The following is a 19,363-nucleotide window of genomic DNA, read 5'->3' on the forward strand; positions in this document are numbered from 1 at the left end:
TTAATCAGATCAAATTTCGTTGAAGAGGTACTTCCAGTAAAACAAGGATTGAAACGCTTTACAAATGTTGCGAAGGCGCTATTTGAACTTAAGTTGAAGAGGTACTTCCAGTAAAACAAGGATTGAAACCAAGACTTGCTGGGGCAATAAATAAAACCCCTGGTGATTGAAGAGGTACTTCCAGTAAAACAAGGATTGAAACTTAACTATTAATCTAATAGCACTAATTTTATATTTTGTTGAAGAGGTACTTCCAGTAAAACAAGGTTGGAACATAATTATAGCTCTATTATTAAACATAAACGTTAAAGAGGAGCCTATGGCAAATCAAATATTAAGACACCTTAAGCCACCACAACAACTAACCTTGTGAGGAGGTACAAAATGAAGCTGATTTTGAATACACCCGGGCTTTACCTTTGCAAAAGGGGAGAATGCTTTCAGATTCAGAGCGAAAATGAAAAAAGAGAAATAGCTGCAACCAAAGTCGACCAAATAATGATTACTACTCATGCAGCTCTTACAACGGATGCAATTGAGTTAGCTCTTGAATATAATATTGACATAATATTTTTAAAAAGTACGGGACAACCAATGGGGCGCGTATGGCATTCTAAGCTCGGAAGCATCAGTACAATTCGAAGAAAGCAGTTATTCCTCCAGGATAGTCCCTTTGGCCTTCAACTTGTAAAAGAGTGGATCTTAGAAAAGATGGATAATCAAATACGGCTGCTAAAAAAATTGGAGGTTAACCGCAGAGATGATGAAAAACGCGCAATAATTAAAGATGCTTTGGAAAAGATTGAAAAGCAAAAAACTAACATTATGTCGATTAATCATAATGAAACAATAAACAATGTAAGAAACATGCTTCTCGGCTATGAAGGAACTGCCGGAAGAGTATATTTTGAAACTCTTGGCAAGTTGATTCCGGAAAAATATGCTTTTGAGGTGAGAAGCCGAAATCCCGCCAAAGATCCTTTCAATTGTATGCTCAACTATTCCTACGGTATTTTATATTCCAGTGTTGAAAAAGCCTGCATAATTGCAGGGTTGGATCCATATATAGGTATCATGCATACCGACAATTATAATAAAAAGGCCCTTGTATATGATATGGTTGAGATGTACAGAGGCTATATGGATGAAATAGTTTTCCGGCTGTTTAGCACAAAGAAAATTCAGGATGATTTTTTTGACAATGTTGAAGATGGCTTCTACCTAAATAAAGAAGGAAAGCAGTTACTAATATCCGAGTATAACAAAGAATTGGAAGTTAAAATGAATTACAGGGGAAGAAGAATAGAGTTTGCCAACATTATTCAGTATGACTGCCATCAGATTGCAAACCGCATACTGAAGGAGAATATGCTATGTTGACATGGGTAATTTATGATATTGTCTCCAATAAGACAAGAAACAACATAATAAAGAAGTGTAAAAATGCCGGACTTTACCGTGTGCAAAAAAGTGTATTTCTCGGTGACCTTGAGAGCAATAAGTTTGACGAACTTAAATTGGTGCTTGACAGCATAATAGACAAGGAAGTCGATTCTGTTTATGTGTTTACAATGAGCAAGGCTGAGCTGAATAAAGCAGGTTTGTTGGGACAGGCATTTGACAAGGAGTTGGTAACTGATGAAATCATCTCAAAGTTTTTTTAATGAGAACCAATGCTATATCACACCTTCAGACATGATTGAATTCCTTTACTGCAAGAGATATATTTATTATATGAAATGCCTTGGAATTGACCAGAATGAGGAAAAACGGTTTAAAGTTATGATGGGAAGAGAAATACATAAAAAGAGAGGAGAGCAGAACAAGAATTACTTGCCGAAGAAAATTGGTTCGATGGGTAAAATGATAGGAGTAAACTTGGTTTCTGAAAAGTATGGAATAAGGGGAAGTGCAGACGAAGTCCATACGCTTGCGGATGGAACAATGGCACCATTGGATTATAAATTTGCTACATATGATGAAAGACTTTTCAAGACCTATAAGAATCAGCTTGTCATGTATGCAATAATGATAGAAGAAACTTTTGGCAAAAAAGTTCATAAGGGATATTTAGTGTATTGCAGGGAAGAAAACAGACTGGTGGAAGTTTGCGTGACAGATGAAGATAAGGACAAAATTTGTCAATATATAGATGAATACAGAAAGGTCTTGGATGGATATTATCCTGAAGCAACAAAGCAAAAAAGTAAATGCCTAGATTGTTGCTATAAAAATATTTGCATAAAAATATAAAGGAAGGAACAGAACCCGAAAGATATACAAAGAAGAGGAATATAACCACGTCAAAAATGATACATACATAAAAACGACATGGAGGACTGATATGAAAAAAGCATTAGTATTTGGGGGAAGTATTTTTGTTGGAAAGGCAATAGCAGAGAAGCTCCTGGAAATGGGATATGCGGTATATGTGTTAAATCGCGGAAATCACTCCAACCCAAAGGGGACAATACATTTAAAAGCAGACAGAAACAGTTTGGAAGAGGTTTCTAATGTATGTAAAGGAATTAATTTTGATATTGTTGCGGATTGTTCCGCGTATACTCCCAATCAAACAAAAATCGCTATTCAAGCAATTAATCATAATATAAAACATTATATACATATTAGCAGTGCAGCAGTATATATTGATGAAAATATTTATCCGTATACTGAGGAGAGTAAACGCGGCACATGTCCTGTATGGGGCGATTATTCAACGAATAAATATTTGTGCGAAGAAGTATTGTTTAAAGAGTATAAAGAAAATGGATTTCCCGTTACAATTTTAAGACCGTTTTATTTATACGGCCCTGAAACAATCTGGATAGAGAAACTTATGTAATAAGAAGATTGCTTACAGGAAATCAAATAATTGTTCCCGGAAGGGGTCTTCCGTTAATACAATTCGGATATATTGATGATTTATGTTCTGCCATCCGGCTTATTTGCGAGAATAATATTTGCTTCGGAAAGGCTTATAACATTTCCGGAAAAGAACACATATCGCTTAAAGGCTGGGTTGAGATTTGTGCGAAAGTATTAAATGTCGAACCGAAGATTGTTTTGGTGGATACGAGCAGTACCGGCTTTAAAGCAAGAGAGTGGTTCCCGTTTCGTGATGTGACTATGATAGGAAACTGCGATCGAATAAAACAAGACATTGGATTTGAACCTCAATATACGTTTGAGCAAGGAATGAAAAAAATTGTTGAATTTATTGATTTGAACCGGCTCATAGATGGGTTTGAAATTAGTGATATAGAGAAAAGCATTTTAAGCAAATTATCATAATTGCTCGTAGAAGATAGGAAATTACAAATCGTATATTGAAGGGAATGTGGGAATATACAATATTTGTATCAAAAAATAAATAGATAAAAATAAAAAGCCACTGCGAAAAAGTATCGCAATGGCTTTTTTGCATCTTATAAAGTAACTAGTTACCGTAATAATACCTAAAGGTAAAGTTTATTTGATCCTGTTCGATAACGTTAACGAGCATGCCCTGCTTGAAAACTTCCAATTCAAGATTCTTTGAGTCGGCTTCATATGTAGTATAAAGTCTGTAATACATTTTATTGTCATAAACAAAAGATGCTTCAACAGTGTCACATCCCAATACCGAACCGTAGTTTTCCTGAACAACTCTATTTAAATAATCGATTTTATCCTCCTTGCTCAATGCTCTAAAGAGATTCAAATTCTCTTCACTTTTGGCAACAAAAATCATTTTTGCTTCGTTAGGCTCAATGCCGTAAGGTTCGGGAAACATACCGTCTATCGGAAGTATGTCGAGGGATGCATCCAATTTTTCAATAATGGCTTCTCTTGAAAGTCCGGTGTTATTTGTGTTTTCTTCCTGAGAAGCAACATAAACGGTTTTGGTATCATGGTCCCAGTCCACATCGGCACCAAAGGATTCCGATACAAATCTCACCGGTACAAGAGTTCGGCCGTTGACTATTTTGCCTGGTACATCAAGGGTCACTTCTTTTCCGTTTACAAGGGCTGTTTTCGAGCCTATTTGAAGTGAAAGTGAAGTGTTACCCAATTGGCCTTTTACAGTTTTGGTAGAATCTATCCATTCTATAGATGCCCCCAAAGCTTCGAATACTATTCTCAAAGGCAGAAGAACTCTTCCTTCCTCAATAGTAGGAGGAACATCGAATTCCATAAATTTTCCGTCTACATAAACACCTACTCCTGTCAATGCCTTGAAAGTACTTGAATTTCTAATATTATCAAAGTCTTTGTCATTTATTGCTAGAACTTTATATCTGGGTGCCAATTGAATGGCTTTTTTAAGATTAACGAGGGCCTCATCTGTTCTTCCCCAAAAAGAATATACGCATGCAGTATTGTAAAAGGCTCCTGCATTATAAGGGTCAAGTTCAATTGTTTTTTTTAGGCACTCCATTGCTTCGTTAATGTTGTTTACATTAAATTGGAGGTCGCTTAACGTGATATAGAAGGATAATTCCTTCGGATTGTTCTTTATTCCGAGTTTGTAGCATTCGATAGCTTCGTAGATTCTATTCATTTCAAGCAAGGCGCCTGCTTTGAATACATATAAGGGTATATGGTTTGGTGATGCAGCAATTCCTTGGTCAAAAGTACTTAGCATTTCGTCTTTTTTGTTGAGCTCTGAATAAATAAATGCTTTTCTTATGTATCCATCTCCATAGGAAGGGGAAATGGATAATGCTTGTTCGATAGCATTTAAAGCTTCCTGATATTTTTTCTGGTATTGCAATATTTCAGCTTTTAAGCAATATAATTCCGGTTCGGGTTGAATGTTAATAGCTTTGTTGCAATAATCAAGTGCCAAGTCATAATTATCCTGGGCAATAGCACTGTAGGCTTTTATAGCATAATGGTCTGCTTCGGCAGAATTTGAGCTGTTGGCCAAAACCGGTATACCGGAACCAAGGATTGATATAGTAATGCAGATAACTAATAGGATTTTGATACTGAAGGCAATTTTCTTTTTCATTTCTTTCCCTCCAAAATTATTTTGCGGTAATGAATGAAAATTATTATAACATATTTCATAAAAACTTGTATTATATTGAATGATAAAATTACCGCAAAATATTAATTTATTCTCATTCGTAAATTACTTTTGTTGTTGGAATATAGTTGCATTTTTTGGCTTCTTTGGTATGATATTAATATGGACTAGTGTAACGCAGGAAATAAGCATGTTAGACTTCACACCTATACCGTTAAAGTGCTATTGAATTGTATGAGATTTGTGTAAATAGTATTAGTGCCAAAAATCCGGGATGATTATTTATGAATAAAGTTGTGTTTTGAAGAGGATTATTTGATTACCAACCTATATTTTAGCATGGAATTAAAAGTAGATAGTGTTCTAAGAAAACAAGACTTTAGCTATTTTAAAAATTTGGGCGAGGTGTTGTAAATGATACCGGCAGAATGAATGACGTGGTATGGGGAAATGTACTATGGCTTTGGCAATGATTGCATATATGTCCATAATGACTAAAATTGTGTGGTGATGGCAAATGAAGAGATGCATATTTCTTTTATTTATTTTACTGAGTGTAGCAATTGGTAATGTGTATGCCGATGAAACCGGAAAGAATGTGTTGAATTTTAGAAAGATTAATAAAGAACATAAAACATATTTTTGTGCGGTTGGCATTTCGGCAAACTCTTTAGGCGACGTTGCTATAGGATTTAGTGATGATTATATTAATGTCTATGATAAACATGGCAATTTTAAATATTCCTTTGCTTTTAAAGTGGATGGCAGTTATTTGTTTGAGTTTGATAATCAAAACAATATTATAATTTTTACGGCTAGAGACGGTATGCGTTATTATTTTAGCGCTGACGCAAAATTAATAAGGACAGAAAAAATCTCTGATCCGGTTGAAAGAGAACGCTATTATGAAAATCATTCAAACAAAAGAAATTTAGATGTTGATGGGATTAGTTACTCGATGAGACAGGCCTTTGGTATATGAAATTTATAAAAACAGATGCTGATGGTAATGAATTGGTAATATATGAAACCGGTTCACAGTACATCTTTAAGATATTGATTGCATTAATAATTCTGGCATTAGTCGCGTTAGTAATATGCGGATTAATTAAGACTATATCAACAGAAATGAAGAAGTATATGGAAACGTAAAACTGAATATCGAAAGCTTTAGGATGGCATTGATGCGAAGTTTTAAGTATAATGTGGTTGTATAATAAAGTTAATGTATAATTTAGTAACAAAACGGAATTCAAAAATAACTTAAAAATTGCAGGGGGAATTGATCTGTGAAGAAAATAGCGTTGGTATTGGCAATAATGAGCGTTTTAATGATGTTGACATCTTTTGCGGGTGCAGTAGAATTACCGCTAAGGGTGGAGGTAAACGGTGAAAGATTGTATTTTCCGGATGAACAGCCGTTTATTGATTCAAATGGAAGAACTCAAACACCGGCAAGATTTATAGCGGAGAAGTTGGGAGCAAATGTGACCTGGGATGGCAAAGAGCAGAAGGCAGTATTTGAGAAAGGCAACAAGAAACTTGTTTTGCATATAGGGAAAACAGAGTATGAATTAAACGGCGAAAAGAAGAAAATGGATACAGCTGCATTGTTGATATCGGGAAGGACTTTTGTACCTGCAAGATATGTGGCAGAGGCATTTGATGCTGTAGTAAGTTGGGATCCGGATATAAGGACTGTATACATAAATACGAATGTTAAACCGGCTGATAAGAGGGAAGGGACTGAGATAGTAGCTGGATTTGAGGTGCCTTTGGATACTAATTTGATTGCAATAGAGGAAGAATGGGGAGGTAGGACAGAAGCTTGTTTTGAAGTAAATTTACTAAGAGCAGATGTAGAAGGGCAGCTGAAAGATTTAAGACAAATACTTTTGCAAAGTGTGATAGTAGCACAGTGGATCAGGTTATAGCTTATGTTTCGCAGAAGAAGGAAAGAACATATTATTTACCTGATAAATACATATATGACAATAAAAGTGGAAGATATATATGGATAAAGGAATCATTTTTAGAAGATATCAATGTATTTTACTGTGCTGAAGATTTTTAAAGTGAAGTATAAAAATAAAGTGTATTTTTATGTAAATTAAGTGTTCTTATGCTGATTATGCAAGTTATATTTGCTCGAAATATATATGAGTTAAATATAGAAATTACGCAAAGAAAAATTTGAAAACCTCAAGATAAGATTGAAATAGGGTTTAAGGTAAAATATAATTGAATAATAAAGAATTATATAATTGAGTAAAAAGCTAGATTAATTATACAAGGGAGGAGTTTATTAATGAAGAAAATAGCGTTGGTATTGGCAATAATGAGCGTTTTAATGATGTTGACATCTATTGCGGGTGCAGTAGAATTACCGCTAAGGGTAGAGGTAAACGGTGAAAGATTGTATTTTCCGGATGAACAGCCGTTTATTGATTCAAATGGAAGGACTCAAACACCGGCAAGATTTATAGCGGAGAAGTTGGGAGCAAATGTGACCTGGGATGGCAAAGAGCAGAAGGCAGTATTTGAGAAAGGCAGCAAGAAACTTGTTTTGTATATAGGGAAAACAGAGTATGAATTAAACGGTGAAAAGAAGAAAATGGATACAGCTGCATTGTTGATATCGGGAAGGACTTTTGTACCTGCAAGATATGTGGCAGAGGCATTTGATGCTGTAGTAAGTTGGGATCCGGATATAAGGACTGTATACATAAATACCAATGTTAAACCGGCTGATAAGAAAGAAGGAATTGAGATAGTAGCAGGATTTGAGGTGCCTTTGGATACTAATTTGATTGCTGTAGAGGAAGACTGGGGCGGAAAAACAGAGGCTTGTTTTGAGATTAATTTGTTACGAGCAGATGTAGAAGGGCAATTGGAAGATTTAAGACAAATACTTTTGCAAAAATGTGATAGAAGTACAGTTGATGAAGTTATTGCTTATGTTTCACAGAAAAAAGAACGGAAATATTATTTGCCTGAAAAATATATATATGACAGTAAAAGTAGAAGGTATATTTGGATAAGTGAGTCCTTTATGGAGGATATATCTATATTTTACTGCTCTGCTACCTATAAACGGAGTAACGATTGAGAGGTATAAAAGAATGAAACGAATCAATAGTATTTTGATTGTTTTAATATTAATTTTGCAAATTTTTTTTATTAACGAAATTTATGCAAATGCAATTTTGTTGGAAAAAGAGGTATTAGATTCCTTGGCGAAAGCAAACCAATTTATGGTAGATAAATACAACTATGTAGGCGATTATTTTGATGAAAAATCATATTATAAAGAAAGACCATTAAATAAAAAATTAGCTGTTAGTGGCAATGAGTTAAAAGCATTCCAAGGGTTACCTATTTTTGTATATGGCTCTATAGAAGAAGGAGCTAATGAAGGTACAAAGTATGGAAATGATAGAAGAGTAAAAGATTCAGATGGTGATTACAGAGCTCTTGGATTCTCTTATATTGATGAGCCGTATCCCAATCCGGATTTTGACATCGATGAAATTACTTATGTACGTAGATGGATTAGAGAACCATGGGAGCTGCCTGATAGCGATGTGAAGGGGATTACTAAGGAATTGTCGCCAGATGATCCTAGAGATACACATAAAAACCAATATCTAGAGTATGAACCGGATAAATTTGCATCAACGTATAGTGTTATTAGACAATGGGTAAAAAACTCAAAAACCTTTTTACCCTATATGGTTGAAAAAAATACAGGCAACCGCAAATTCTTCAACAGATGTATTGAGGGACCGTTGCCCCCGGGCATAGCAGAAAATCCTGAGGACTACATATATATAATTCAACCCCCAACATATGAATCCTGGGGTGTTGGAATAGCATTCTATTATTACGGCGGAACCGGACCGGATAATATGAGTAAGCCAAACTATTATTCATACTACCAGTATTTTAGGTACAAACCTTTTATTTTGCTGGCGGATGACATTATGCCGTTATTTGAAACAATGCAATCAAGTGCTGTACCTGGCACTCAAGTGCAGATATCAGTAAAAATAGATTCAACTTTTGACAAGGTCTTAGAAAACGTGACGTATAAATGGGAGATTACATCCGGCGGCAAACCGATTGAAAATGTGATATATCTGGGGAAAAATACAGTGGATGTTGGTACTGTTAATTTGGCAGCCGATAAAACATTTAGTAATATGAAAGTAGAAGAGACATGCGGAGAAGAAGGAGAAGAAGCTGAAGAAAAAACAGAGGTAATGGGAGCTCCTGTACTCTATGCAAGCTTTACAATGCCTGAGGGAGATGTTGACATACGTTTTGAAGTGAATACAGACGAAAGCGTCAAAGAGTATAACGGTATCCATGAATCTGAGAACAGAAAAATATATGAAAGAGATTATTCAAATAATGTTATCACAAGAACGATTAAGGCTGTTAAACCAATAAATACAACAGGAGAAGCTACACTGGACTATAACGTATTAAGTAAAAAGATAAATATACCTTTACCTGACAAGAATGGTATGACTGCAGAATTGGATTTGGGTAATGGATGGCTGGTTAGCAATGTGAGCGGTAAAATAAATGTAACAAATGAGACTCCAAGATTATATAATCCGTTTGAAGTTACAGGAAATATAATACCGAGTGGAACACGTCGGGACAAAATTACCTTGAATCCTGAGTTCAGTACAACAATACACAGAAAAGATGTTACGTATGATTCGGCAACAGGACTTTATGACAATCCGGAAGAGAAAAAGTATCTTGACGGACCGGCAATGAAGGCAAAAACAGGGACTGTAAAAGCTGAAGGTACGGCAAATGCAACACGCAGATATTATTGTGGAGGATGTAAGTGGATTCCAAATAATTCTGAGGATAGCACGGATGGTACTTGGGAGTGTCCGGGACATAATGAGGATATTTCAGCTACATTTGGACATGTTACGGACCAAAGGGCAATTACGGCGAAAATATATAATGGAATGGAGTTTGTTCCACAAAAGAAGTATTTGGATGAAATAAGATCCAATACTACAAACAGCCTTTCAAAAGAAATGTTCTGGACTAGTGAGCCGTATAAGTTTAATGTGGTAAGGTGGATGGCTCATGAAAATGAAATGGGTGAACTATATGGTTGGACTGCTGTACCTGGCCGATATCAAAGAATTTTTACTCAGCAGGATAAGGCTGAAATTAAATGGGGTACTGTAAGGACAATGCAAATGGACTATGAAAAGAGCAGAGAAGCGGCAAGAAACAGAAATTATAACAAAGAAAGCTATGACAAAGCAGTTTTCGCATCGGACGAGAGCTTGAAAAGCTATCGTTATCCTATAAAGTCAGGATATTATTTCAATCCAACCGGCACTTATACATTTGAAGTAAAGACAGAAATATATAAGCCTGAAATGAAACCTACTGCCGAGCACAGAGACATTGTACAGAGCTTGATTGATTCTTTTAGATATGAGTCAAATTTGATTTATATCGATAATAACAATAGGGCAGTTAATATTCAAAATCAACCTGTGCCGGTATATGGAGGAAAACTATCGAGTGTTCCTGTTGCACTTACAGCAAAAGATCCTACCGGGGTCAATGATGCTATGCTTTTATATACAGAAAAGGAAATTGCTGTACCGGTATATGAGAAATTAGAACATAGCCAAGAAAGCGGAAAATATACTGATCCTCGATTGCTGGCAATCCTTGAAGGATATAGCGAGTCGGGAACGCAATCAAGTAAAGATAAATATAAATATCGGGAGTATATTAAAGATGGTCAAAGCATGTATAAAATAACAGAAACAACAAAGGTGACTATAAAAATTAATCCTGATAATGTTCGGTTATATACCAACCCATATATGCCTGATGGAAACTATGTTGTAAGGGTATATTTTGACAATATTAACCTTGCACGAAGCGGAAATGAATACAAAAAGCTTGGCGAGCTAAAAGGAATTGAGAATCTTGACAGAATAGAAATCACTGTTAAAGGTTCGATATTTGATGATATAAGTTGATTTTATACTGTGCTAAACAGACAGGAATGAACAAGAGGCTGACAGATATTTTGCCGAGCAAAAGGGAATTTGATTGTCGGTCTCTTTTATTTTATCACAAAGAGAGTACGGTGATTTCATATTCAAAAATAGCTGAAAGAATAAATAAAACCGGAGTTAGAGAGTTTATTGATTTTAAAAATTGCTGATGGTATAATTTACATAATTGATATCGAATCGGTTTTGAAAGTAGAGGGCTGAAGATAAATATGCAGATAAAGATAACACCGGAGCAGATGACAAGGGTAGCAGGCAAGGTGAAAGAAATATCAAAGGAATTTGATGATATTGCGCTGGAAATAAAAAGGATAACAAGCTCCATTGATTGGGAGCTTAGAAGTAAAGAGGGAATAGATTGGAAAGTATCGAGGGCACAAGATGCAGCAAGAAAGATAGCCAAGGGATTGGATGGAATGTCCCAAGACCTTATAATGGCAAGAGACAAAATGATAGATGCTGACAATAAAGCCTCGGCCACGGCGAGAAAGATGAAGACTGCAAGCTTTAAAAGTTTAGTTGCTTCTGTGGTATTGAGAAAAGGTATATCTTCAGCCATACGTGCAGGCTATTCATTATGGAACCGGCTTGTAGGCCCCGGAACTGCAAACTGCCCGAATACGTTTGCGGGAGACCCTGTAAACGTAGTATCGGGAAATTTTTATTTAACAAGAAGAGATATAACCATACCTTCGAGGGGTATGAGTCTTGAGATAACCAGATATTACAACTCCATGGACAATACGGAAGGTATATTCGGAAAAGGCTGGAGAATAGATTATGAAACATGCCTAAATAAGAAGGAAGACAGTGAGGACATAATAGTAGTGTACCCGGAAGGGAACATAAGGGTATTTGAGCATACCGGTACGGGAAGTTTCAAATCTCCCAAGGGTGTATACGACACACTTTTTAAGACCGAGGACGATATATACATATTAAAGGTTCAAAAAGGAATTACATACAAGTATGACCACGCGGGGAGCCTTATATCAATTTCCGACTCAAACGGTAACGAGATACAGTTTAAGTACAACCGGGAGGGCCTGCTGTCTTCCGTGGTGTCACCCGGCGGAAAGCTTTTGATGTTTTCCTATGAAGGCAGCAAAGTTAGCTGTATAACTGACCACACAGACAGGAAAATAAGGTACAAATACGACGAAAAAGGAAACCTCACGCAGGTGATATACAGACGGGGGAAAAATAAATCTATGCCTATGATGACATAGGACTAATTTCAATAACCGACCAGAACGGCAACACCTATGTCCAAAACACCTATGATGAAAGCGGCAGAGTGGTAAAGCAGCTTGATCATGAAAACAATGAGTTAATTATAGAATATAATGAAGAGAATCATGAAAACACCTTCAAATGGATAAAGAGCGGTATAACCCGTGTATATAAATACAATTCGGACATGCTCCTTACGGAAGTAAGATATGATGACGGAAGCGTGCAAAGATATACCTATGATGAAAACCTTAACAGGAACAGCGAGACCGACAGAAACGGCAACACAACATATAAAAAATACGATGATAAAGGTAATTTAATAGAAATAATTGCACCTAAGCCCTTCAGCTTCAAAACAAAATATAGCTACAATGAGGATAACAAACTGATAAAAGCAATTTCACCGGGCGGTGGAGAGGCGGCCTTTGAATATGATGAAAAGGGCAACCTCTTAAAACGTATCATAAAAACCGGAAGCAAAAGCTATTCGGAGTGGTCATATAGTTATGACGAGTACGGAAGAATGACAGCCTCAAAGGATGCGGAGAACAATACAACAAGCTTTGAGTACGGAGAAGATGATGTAAATAAACCGACCTTAATAAAGGATGCGGTAGGAAATACATTCAAATACGAATTTGACAAAGTAGGCCGGGTAACAGCAATAACTACAAGCTATGGCACAGCGAGACTAGAATACAATGACTGTGACCGTATAACCCACATAACCGATACAGAAGGAAATACCACAAGACTTAGCTACGACAAAGCCGGAAACATGACAGGCATTATAGCAGCGAAGCAATACGCAGAAAAAGGCACGGACGGAGCAGGGTATGCCTTTAAATATGATGCAATGGATAAGCTAATAAAGACCATAGATCCGTTGGGCAATGTCTTCTCGGTAAAATATGACGAAAACGGCAACAAGATAAAAGAAATCAACCCGAACTATTACAACCACACGGAAGATGACGGCGTAGGAATAGAATACAAATATGACACCAACCACAGAAGAGTGAAAACAATATTCCCGGATGGAAGTATGTCTAGGATAAAGTATGACCCACAGGGTAATATAGTAAAGACTATATCCTGGAAGGACTACGATAAGACTTTGGATGACGGTCCGGGTATGAGGTACACCTATGATGAAATGAACAGGCTTACATCAATAATAGACCCTGATGGAAACGTCATCAAGAAATACATATACGACGAAGACGGAAGAATAGTAAAGGAGATAGATGCGAAAGGCTACATTAGTGCAGATAATGACGAAGAGCGGTGGGGGACAATATATAAGTACAACCTTGCCGGCTGGCTTGTCGAGAAGAGGACACCATTACAGCGGAAAGACGGAGAAGTATGCTATAACATAATAGAATATGTGCATGACAGAAACGGAAGAGTAGTGCAGGAGAAAAAATCTCCGGAGTATGTGACAAAGACAGGATATCCGAAGAAATGGAACATAATAAACTACAAATACGACCCGAAGGGAAATCTGATAGAAGTAGCCGACAGCCTTGGAGCATCTGTAACCTTTGAATATGACTGTTTTGGCAAAAGGACTTTGGAGAAAATCAAGATAAATGATAAAAAACAAAGGGTAACCCGGTATGAATATAACGGTATGGGAAAACCGGTAAAAGTAATACGGGAATTGGATGGAGAAGACCTTTCCGGCTTTAGTGACGAGAAAGTTTTAGCCGAGACATTATGCAAATACGACCAAAACGGCAACCTTGTCGAAGTAATATCTCCGGAAGGCTATCTGACTGTGTTCAAATATGACGATGCCAACAGGAGAATAAAAAGCACATTGTATCAGCCGCAGAACGGGGTAAAACTAACCGGTAGTGCGTACTGTGCCCTTTTAAACACAAGAGCTAGAAGCATAAGTTATGAGTATGACCGTGCAGGTAATCTCATAAAGCAGATTTTGCCTAATGGAGGCATTATAATAAACGAGTATGATGAAATGAACAGAAAGATAAGGGTCACCGATCCTGACGGAAACACCGCCAGGGTTTTCTACGACAATTCGGGAAATGTGGTAAAATACGTTGATCCGGAGAACTATGACCCTAAGAAAGATGACGGAGCGGGCACTACATACCTTTATGACTCGATGAACCGTCTCATTGAGATAACAAATGCAGCAGGAATAGTAGTCGAAAAGAATATATACAATACCGCAGGAGAAATAATCAAGAGGATTGACTCAACAGGCTATAAATCAGCAGATAATGACAATGACAGATACGGAGTGGAATTTGGTTATGACCTGGCAAAACGTTTAGTGGATATAACAACTCCGGAAGCAAAGCTCCAAGAAAAAAAGAGCCAGCAATATACCTATGATGCGGAAGGAAACATAACCGGAATAGTTGACGGAAACGGAAACAGCACAAAGTACACTCTGGATTTGTGGGGGAAAATAACAAGCATCACAGAGCCCGACGGAACCAACATAAAATACGGTTACGACTATGCAGGAAACCTCATATCCAGCACCGACGGCAAAGGGAACACCACCCGGTACACATACAACAGCTTAAACCTCCTGTCTGAGATAATAGACCCGGATGGAAGGAAAATAACCTTTAAATACGACAGACAGGGAAGAATGGTGCAAAGGATAGGAAAGGACGGACGCAGCACATATTACACCTACAACGCGGACAATAATGTTACCAGCCGTTGGGAAGAAGAAGGACAGTTGGAAAAATACGAGTATAATATTGACGGAAGCCTAGCCGCATCAATAAGCGGTACCACTATACATACTTATACATATACCTTGGGAGGAAGACTAAAAAGCAAGGCAACAAATGGCCAAAAGGTACTCGAATATGACTACAATAAAAACGGACTTATATCCAGACTCACCGATATAAGCGGAACTCCGGTGGAGTATACATATGATATGCTGGGAAGGGTAACTGCGGTATCGAACGGAGATAAAATTTCCGCAAAATACGAATACAATATTGACAACACCATATCCCGGATACTGTACGGAAGCGGAGTATCTGCAAAATATGAATACAACCTGGATAAGAATATAACCAGGCTCTTAAATATAGATCCGTCAGGCAAAGAAATGTTTACGTACAGATATGCCTATGACGGGAACGGAAACCGGATTTTGAAGGAAGAAAACGAGAAAGTTACAGCCTACAGCTATGATGCATTAAACCGCTTACAGGAAGTAATATATCCGGGGAATATAAAAGAGAGATTTACCTATGATGCCAACGGCAACAGGCTTAGAAGAGAATTTGGAGACATACTGGAGCAGTATGAGTATGATAATTGCAATAGATTAATCCAAAGGCTTAAAAACGGACTCAATAACAGAGTATGAGTATGACGAAAGAGGAAATCTGATAAGAGAGAAAGAAGGTGGGTTAAGCAAATTATACAGCTATGACGGATTTAACAGATTGATACGTGTCCAAAACCCCGACGGAACATATATGGAAAACATATATGATGCGGAGAATTTGAGATCGATATCGATAGAAAACGGAAGATACAACAGGTATGTATACAGCGGAAGAAACATAGCATGCGAGGTGGACGAGGATTGGGGATTGAAGGACAGGATAGTCCGGGGCCATACGATATTGCAGAAGGAAGATAGCAACAAAGGTATCTACTATTATATCCACAATGCCCATGGAGACATTACTGCGCTTACCGACGGAAGAGGGGAGGTGGTAAACAGCTACAGCTATGACGCTTTCGGTAATATGTTAGAAAGTGTTGAAAAAGTAGACAACAGATTCAAGTATTCGGGAGAAGTGCATGACCCTGTGACAGGCCAATATTACTTGAGGGCAAGGTACTATAACCCAAGTGTAGGAAGGTTTATGCAGGAAGACACCTTCCGAGGCGACGGACTTAACTTATATACCTATGTTGCCAACAATCCGATAAAATACATTGACCCAACCGGACACTGTAAAGAGGGGGTCGGCTTTAATGATGTAATTAGCGATATTTTAGGTGGCAATTCGGATGGTATTATCAAAAAAATTCCGGGGTTAAATTGGATTTTAGACTATTTTAATAATGAAGGAATAGAGAAAATTGGCAATATTGAATCTGAATTTTTAACGGATGAATATTTTTATGAGTTAAATGCTTTATATAGCAAGGTTAAAAAAGAGAATAGTAAGTGGTGGGATATCTTTGGCAATGGAAAAAAAGCTGCGGCAGAAGCAGTAATAAATCGAATGATGGATGATTTGGAGGCAAATCCTGATGCTTTAGTAGATAATCCAAACTATAAGCTATTCTTTGATACCTTTGACAAAAATATCAGGCAATTAGATAGTATTACAGAACGGATGCATTACTTTAGAAATACATTGAATTCTTATAGCGGAGCGCCTACTGACTTGGATGATATGATAGACATGGCTGCTGGGGGAGAATGGAAATTGTTTTCAACCATAGGAACTGCATATCATAGATATGATTATGGTGATATTGACGGAGCTCTAAACGTTAAGTTTGTATCTGCAGATGGCAGATTTGAAGCTGTTTATAATACAGGTACCGGTAAGATAGTTACAGACCCAGCCAATATGGGTACTTATAACTATGTTCCGGGCTCGATAACCGGATTCTTTAAGCATGATAAATATGATGTGAAACCTTTTGAAAAGTGGGGGAATACTTCAGAGCTTTCATATAAAGATATCATGAATCTGCAATCGGGACACATGACTATAAAAGCACAAGTAAATTATTTTGTTGTAAAAAATTTAATAGAAATTAGAAAAACAGAATTGGAAACGAAAGGGAAATAAGAAAGGAGATTTGTATGGATATACGAAATATGTTAATTAAATTCAAGGTATATTACATAGTAGTATTGTTTACTACACTTTATTGGATTTTTGCACTAACTGCAGTATTTTATCCGAGCATTTTTATGTATGGAGGTATTTTGAGATCTATTCATGTAAAATTAATAATGGCTGCAATTATTATTAATATAATAAACTTAATACTTTTAGTAGTCATGATATGTTTTAAAGCATGGAATTTAAAACATTTGCTGATTTTATTAGGTATAAATATTTTAACTGCTATTGTAGGAATATTTTTTATAAGTTTTCCTATCAGGATGATGTAGTGAATTGAGTGTATGTATTTATCCGGGACCAGAATACAAAGAAATTAGGAAAACGCAATAAAATCTAATTAAGAAAATAGATAATATTCCCCCAAATTAAATGCGGCACTACTATTACCCCATATGCGAGTTTATTTGACGCTTACAGACAATTTACAGAGGGGGATTAAAATATGGGTAAATTTTTAGAATACATAGGTTCACAATTTGGAAATCCACGGGGGTTCGTCGGCAAATGCTGTTGTATTATTATGAATGTGATAAACAAAGCGATGTATCGTAGGGTTGTTTTAATGGTGAATTTGACAAAAGAGTCAAAGGTACTTGATATCGGGTACGGAAATGGCTATTTGTTGGAGCTAATTTACAAGCGCTTTCAGCCTCATCTGTTTGGAATAGATATATCCGAAGATATGAAGTTGAACGCGGAAAAAAGAAATATCCAGGCATTAAAGGATGGCAAATTAAATCTCATAGTGGGAGATTGCTGTGCATTGCCTTATGACAAGGACTTTTTTGATGTGGTTTCATCCATAAATACGATTTACTTTTGGAAAGATACCATAGGAGTGTTAAAAAAGATACACTGTTGTTTGAAACCCGATGGAACATTCTACAATGTGGTTTATACAAAGAAATGGTTAAAAAAATTTTTTCTACAACGAAAGGTTTTAAACTCTTTGAACCGGAAGATTTTATTGAGCTGGGCAAACAAGCCGGTTTTTCAAAGGTAACAATTGAAGATATTGTAAAAGGAAAAAGTTTTGTTGTTGTGTATAAAAAATAGCCTGCGACATTCTATTTTTTCTCATTATTTGCGAGATATCAGCAGGAAAGTCGGGAATGGAGTATGTAAATGCTCAAAATAGTTTGGAATTAAAAGGCTGGGGGAATCTGACCCTTTTTCTTGATATGAACATAAAAATGCTTTTGAATTTGCTATAAATGTGTTATTATATATGCTGTGTTTGCGTTTTGGCAAATTGATTGTATACAAAATGCAAAAAGAATAGGGAATAGTAAGAGAGGTTTATTTATGAATGTTCACTCAGGACCGAAAGCTTTAACGGAGTACATACTGTATTTAAGCAAGCATAAGGCCAATAAGCGGTTTATTATCTTGCTTGTGCAGGGGTTTCTTGCCGGATTGTATATTGCCATTGGTGCAATAGGAAGCCTTAAGGTTTCGGCAAGCGTTACAACCCCTGGGCTAGGCAATTTCTTGGGAGCAGTGGTTTTCCCTGTAGGAATTATTGCAATAATCTTAATGCAGGCTGAGCTGTTTACCAGCGACTGCATGGTTATGGTTGCTGTCTATGCAGGCCGTACAAAAATCAATAAAACCATCAGGATTTTATTTTTGATTGTATTTGCAAATTTACTTGGAGCAATTTTTGCAGCTTTTTTAACTCAAGCCTCGGGGATTTTTGACGAAGCGGTAACCAATCTGGTAATTGCTAAAGCGATTCATAAAGTGCATATGCCAATAGGCCAGTTGCTTGTAAGTTCCGTTCTATGTAATATTATCGTTTGCACCGGTGTATGCTTGGCTTACAGTTGCAAAGAAGAAATTACGAAGATTGTTGTTTTGTGGCTTACAATTAGTGTATTTATATTAAGCGGAACAGAGCACATTGTAGCTAATATGTATTACTTGTTCGCAGCATTATTTCATGGTGCAGAACTTACAGCCCAAGGTATTGCTTATCATTTAGCGGTATCCGGTGTCGGGAATTTTATCGGTGGAGGCATCATTGTATCGGGCATTAATTATTTACTGGCTTACAGGGATATAGAAAAAGTAAAAAAATAAAAATATAAAGCAAAGATTACTTGAAGTATATTTAATAAATATTACTTTTAATACCAATGGAGTATTTATCG

11 protein-coding genes and 2 pseudogenes are annotated in these 19,363 nt (G+C 36.6%); 12 read left to right on the plus strand and 1 reads right to left on the minus strand.

Annotated features, from left to right (window positions below):
* Nucleotides 1–384: 384 nt before the first annotated feature.
* The 5 genes from cas1 (at nt 385) to JCM21531_RS17715 (ending at nt 3,294) form a co-directional block, all read left to right on the plus strand.
* Complete coding sequence (gene cas1, locus JCM21531_RS08120) at nt 385–1,380, plus strand: CRISPR-associated endonuclease Cas1 (RefSeq protein ID WP_038288958.1); 996 nt, start codon at nt 385–387, stop codon at nt 1,378–1,380.
* Nucleotides 1,374–1,664, plus strand: coding sequence for a CRISPR-associated endonuclease Cas2 (gene cas2 / locus JCM21531_RS08125; RefSeq protein WP_038288960.1), 291 nt, complete (start codon nt 1,374–1,376; stop codon nt 1,662–1,664). Before cas1 ends, cas2 begins: the two co-directional genes overlap by 7 nt.
* Complete coding sequence (cas4, locus tag JCM21531_RS08130; protein ID WP_038288961.1) at nt 1,639–2,253, plus strand: CRISPR-associated protein Cas4; 615 nt, start codon at nt 1,639–1,641, stop codon at nt 2,251–2,253. Before cas2 ends, cas4 begins: the two co-directional genes overlap by 26 nt.
* Nucleotides 2,254–2,344: 91 nt before the next feature.
* Nucleotides 2,345–2,845, plus strand: a complete 501-nt coding sequence (locus JCM21531_RS17710) for an NAD-dependent epimerase/dehydratase family protein (protein ID WP_059387191.1) — start codon at nt 2,345–2,347, stop codon at nt 2,843–2,845.
* Nucleotides 2,846–2,853: 8 nt separating this feature from the next.
* Complete coding sequence (locus tag JCM21531_RS17715; protein ID WP_059387192.1) at nt 2,854–3,294, plus strand: GDP-mannose 4,6-dehydratase; 441 nt, start codon at nt 2,854–2,856, stop codon at nt 3,292–3,294.
* A gap of 145 nt (nt 3,295–3,439) precedes the next feature.
* Here JCM21531_RS17715 and JCM21531_RS21395 read toward each other — a convergent pair whose 3' ends face one another.
* On the minus strand, nt 3,440–4,996 hold the full coding sequence (locus JCM21531_RS21395) for a stalk domain-containing protein (RefSeq protein WP_094184765.1): 1,557 nt from the start codon (nt 4,994–4,996) through the stop codon (nt 3,440–3,442).
* 589 nt (nt 4,997–5,585) lie between these two features.
* Here JCM21531_RS21395 and JCM21531_RS21400 point away from each other — a divergent pair.
* The 7 genes and pseudogenes from JCM21531_RS21400 to JCM21531_RS08195 all read left to right on the plus strand — a co-directional run bounded on the left by JCM21531_RS21400 (nt 5,586) and on the right by JCM21531_RS08195 (nt 19,292).
* A complete protein-coding gene (locus JCM21531_RS21400; protein WP_243467426.1) occupies nt 5,586–5,996 on the plus strand; it encodes a hypothetical protein in 411 nt (136 codons plus the stop codon).
* A 307-nt stretch (nt 5,997–6,303) separates the two neighbouring features.
* Nucleotides 6,304–7,088, plus strand: a pseudogene (locus JCM21531_RS08155) (stalk domain-containing protein).
* Between the two features lie 234 nt (nt 7,089–7,322).
* Nucleotides 7,323–8,123 (plus strand): copper amine oxidase N-terminal domain-containing protein, encoded by an 801-nt coding sequence (locus JCM21531_RS08160; protein ID WP_038288963.1) that lies wholly within the window; start codon nt 7,323–7,325, stop codon nt 8,121–8,123.
* 100 nt (nt 8,124–8,223) lie between these two features.
* Nucleotides 8,224–11,052 (plus strand): Athe_2463 domain-containing protein, encoded by a 2,829-nt coding sequence (locus JCM21531_RS08165; protein WP_243467429.1) that lies wholly within the window; start codon nt 8,224–8,226, stop codon nt 11,050–11,052.
* A gap of 248 nt (nt 11,053–11,300) precedes the next feature.
* A pseudogene (locus JCM21531_RS08175) lies at nt 11,301–16,334 on the plus strand (RHS repeat-associated core domain-containing protein); the annotation flags it as partial.
* A gap of 1,318 nt (nt 16,335–17,652) precedes the next feature.
* A complete protein-coding gene (locus JCM21531_RS08190) occupies nt 17,653–18,213 on the plus strand; it encodes a class I SAM-dependent methyltransferase (RefSeq protein WP_038288970.1) in 561 nt (186 codons plus the stop codon).
* Between the two features lie 302 nt (nt 18,214–18,515).
* Complete coding sequence (locus tag JCM21531_RS08195; protein ID WP_038288971.1) at nt 18,516–19,292, plus strand: formate/nitrite transporter family protein; 777 nt, start codon at nt 18,516–18,518, stop codon at nt 19,290–19,292.
* Nucleotides 19,293–19,363: the final 71 nt, after the last annotated feature.

It is taken from the genome of Acetivibrio straminisolvens JCM 21531 (genome assembly GCF_000521465.1).
In the GTDB taxonomy this organism is placed as follows: domain Bacteria; phylum Bacillota; class Clostridia; order Acetivibrionales; family Acetivibrionaceae; genus Hungateiclostridium; species Hungateiclostridium straminisolvens.

Excerpts from the sequence above, each read along its gene's own strand:
- cas4 (WP_038288961.1), top strand. The coding sequence starts at position 1,639 with ATGAAATCATCTCAAAGTTTTTTTAATGAGAACCAATGCTATATCACA.
- JCM21531_RS21395 (WP_094184765.1), bottom strand. The coding sequence starts at position 4,996 with ATGAAAAAGAAAATTGCCTTCAGTATCAAAATCCTATTAGTTATCTGC.
- JCM21531_RS17710 (WP_059387191.1), top strand. The coding sequence starts at position 2,345 with ATGAAAAAAGCATTAGTATTTGGGGGAAGTATTTTTGTTGGAAAGGCA.
- JCM21531_RS08190 (WP_038288970.1), top strand. The coding sequence starts at position 17,653 with ATGGGTAAATTTTTAGAATACATAGGTTCACAATTTGGAAATCCACGG.
- JCM21531_RS08195 (WP_038288971.1), top strand. The coding sequence starts at position 18,516 with ATGAATGTTCACTCAGGACCGAAAGCTTTAACGGAGTACATACTGTAT.
- JCM21531_RS08160 (WP_038288963.1), top strand. The coding sequence starts at position 7,323 with ATGAAGAAAATAGCGTTGGTATTGGCAATAATGAGCGTTTTAATGATG.
- cas2 (WP_038288960.1), top strand. The coding sequence starts at position 1,374 with ATGTTGACATGGGTAATTTATGATATTGTCTCCAATAAGACAAGAAAC.
- cas1 (WP_038288958.1), top strand. The coding sequence starts at position 385 with ATGAAGCTGATTTTGAATACACCCGGGCTTTACCTTTGCAAAAGGGGA.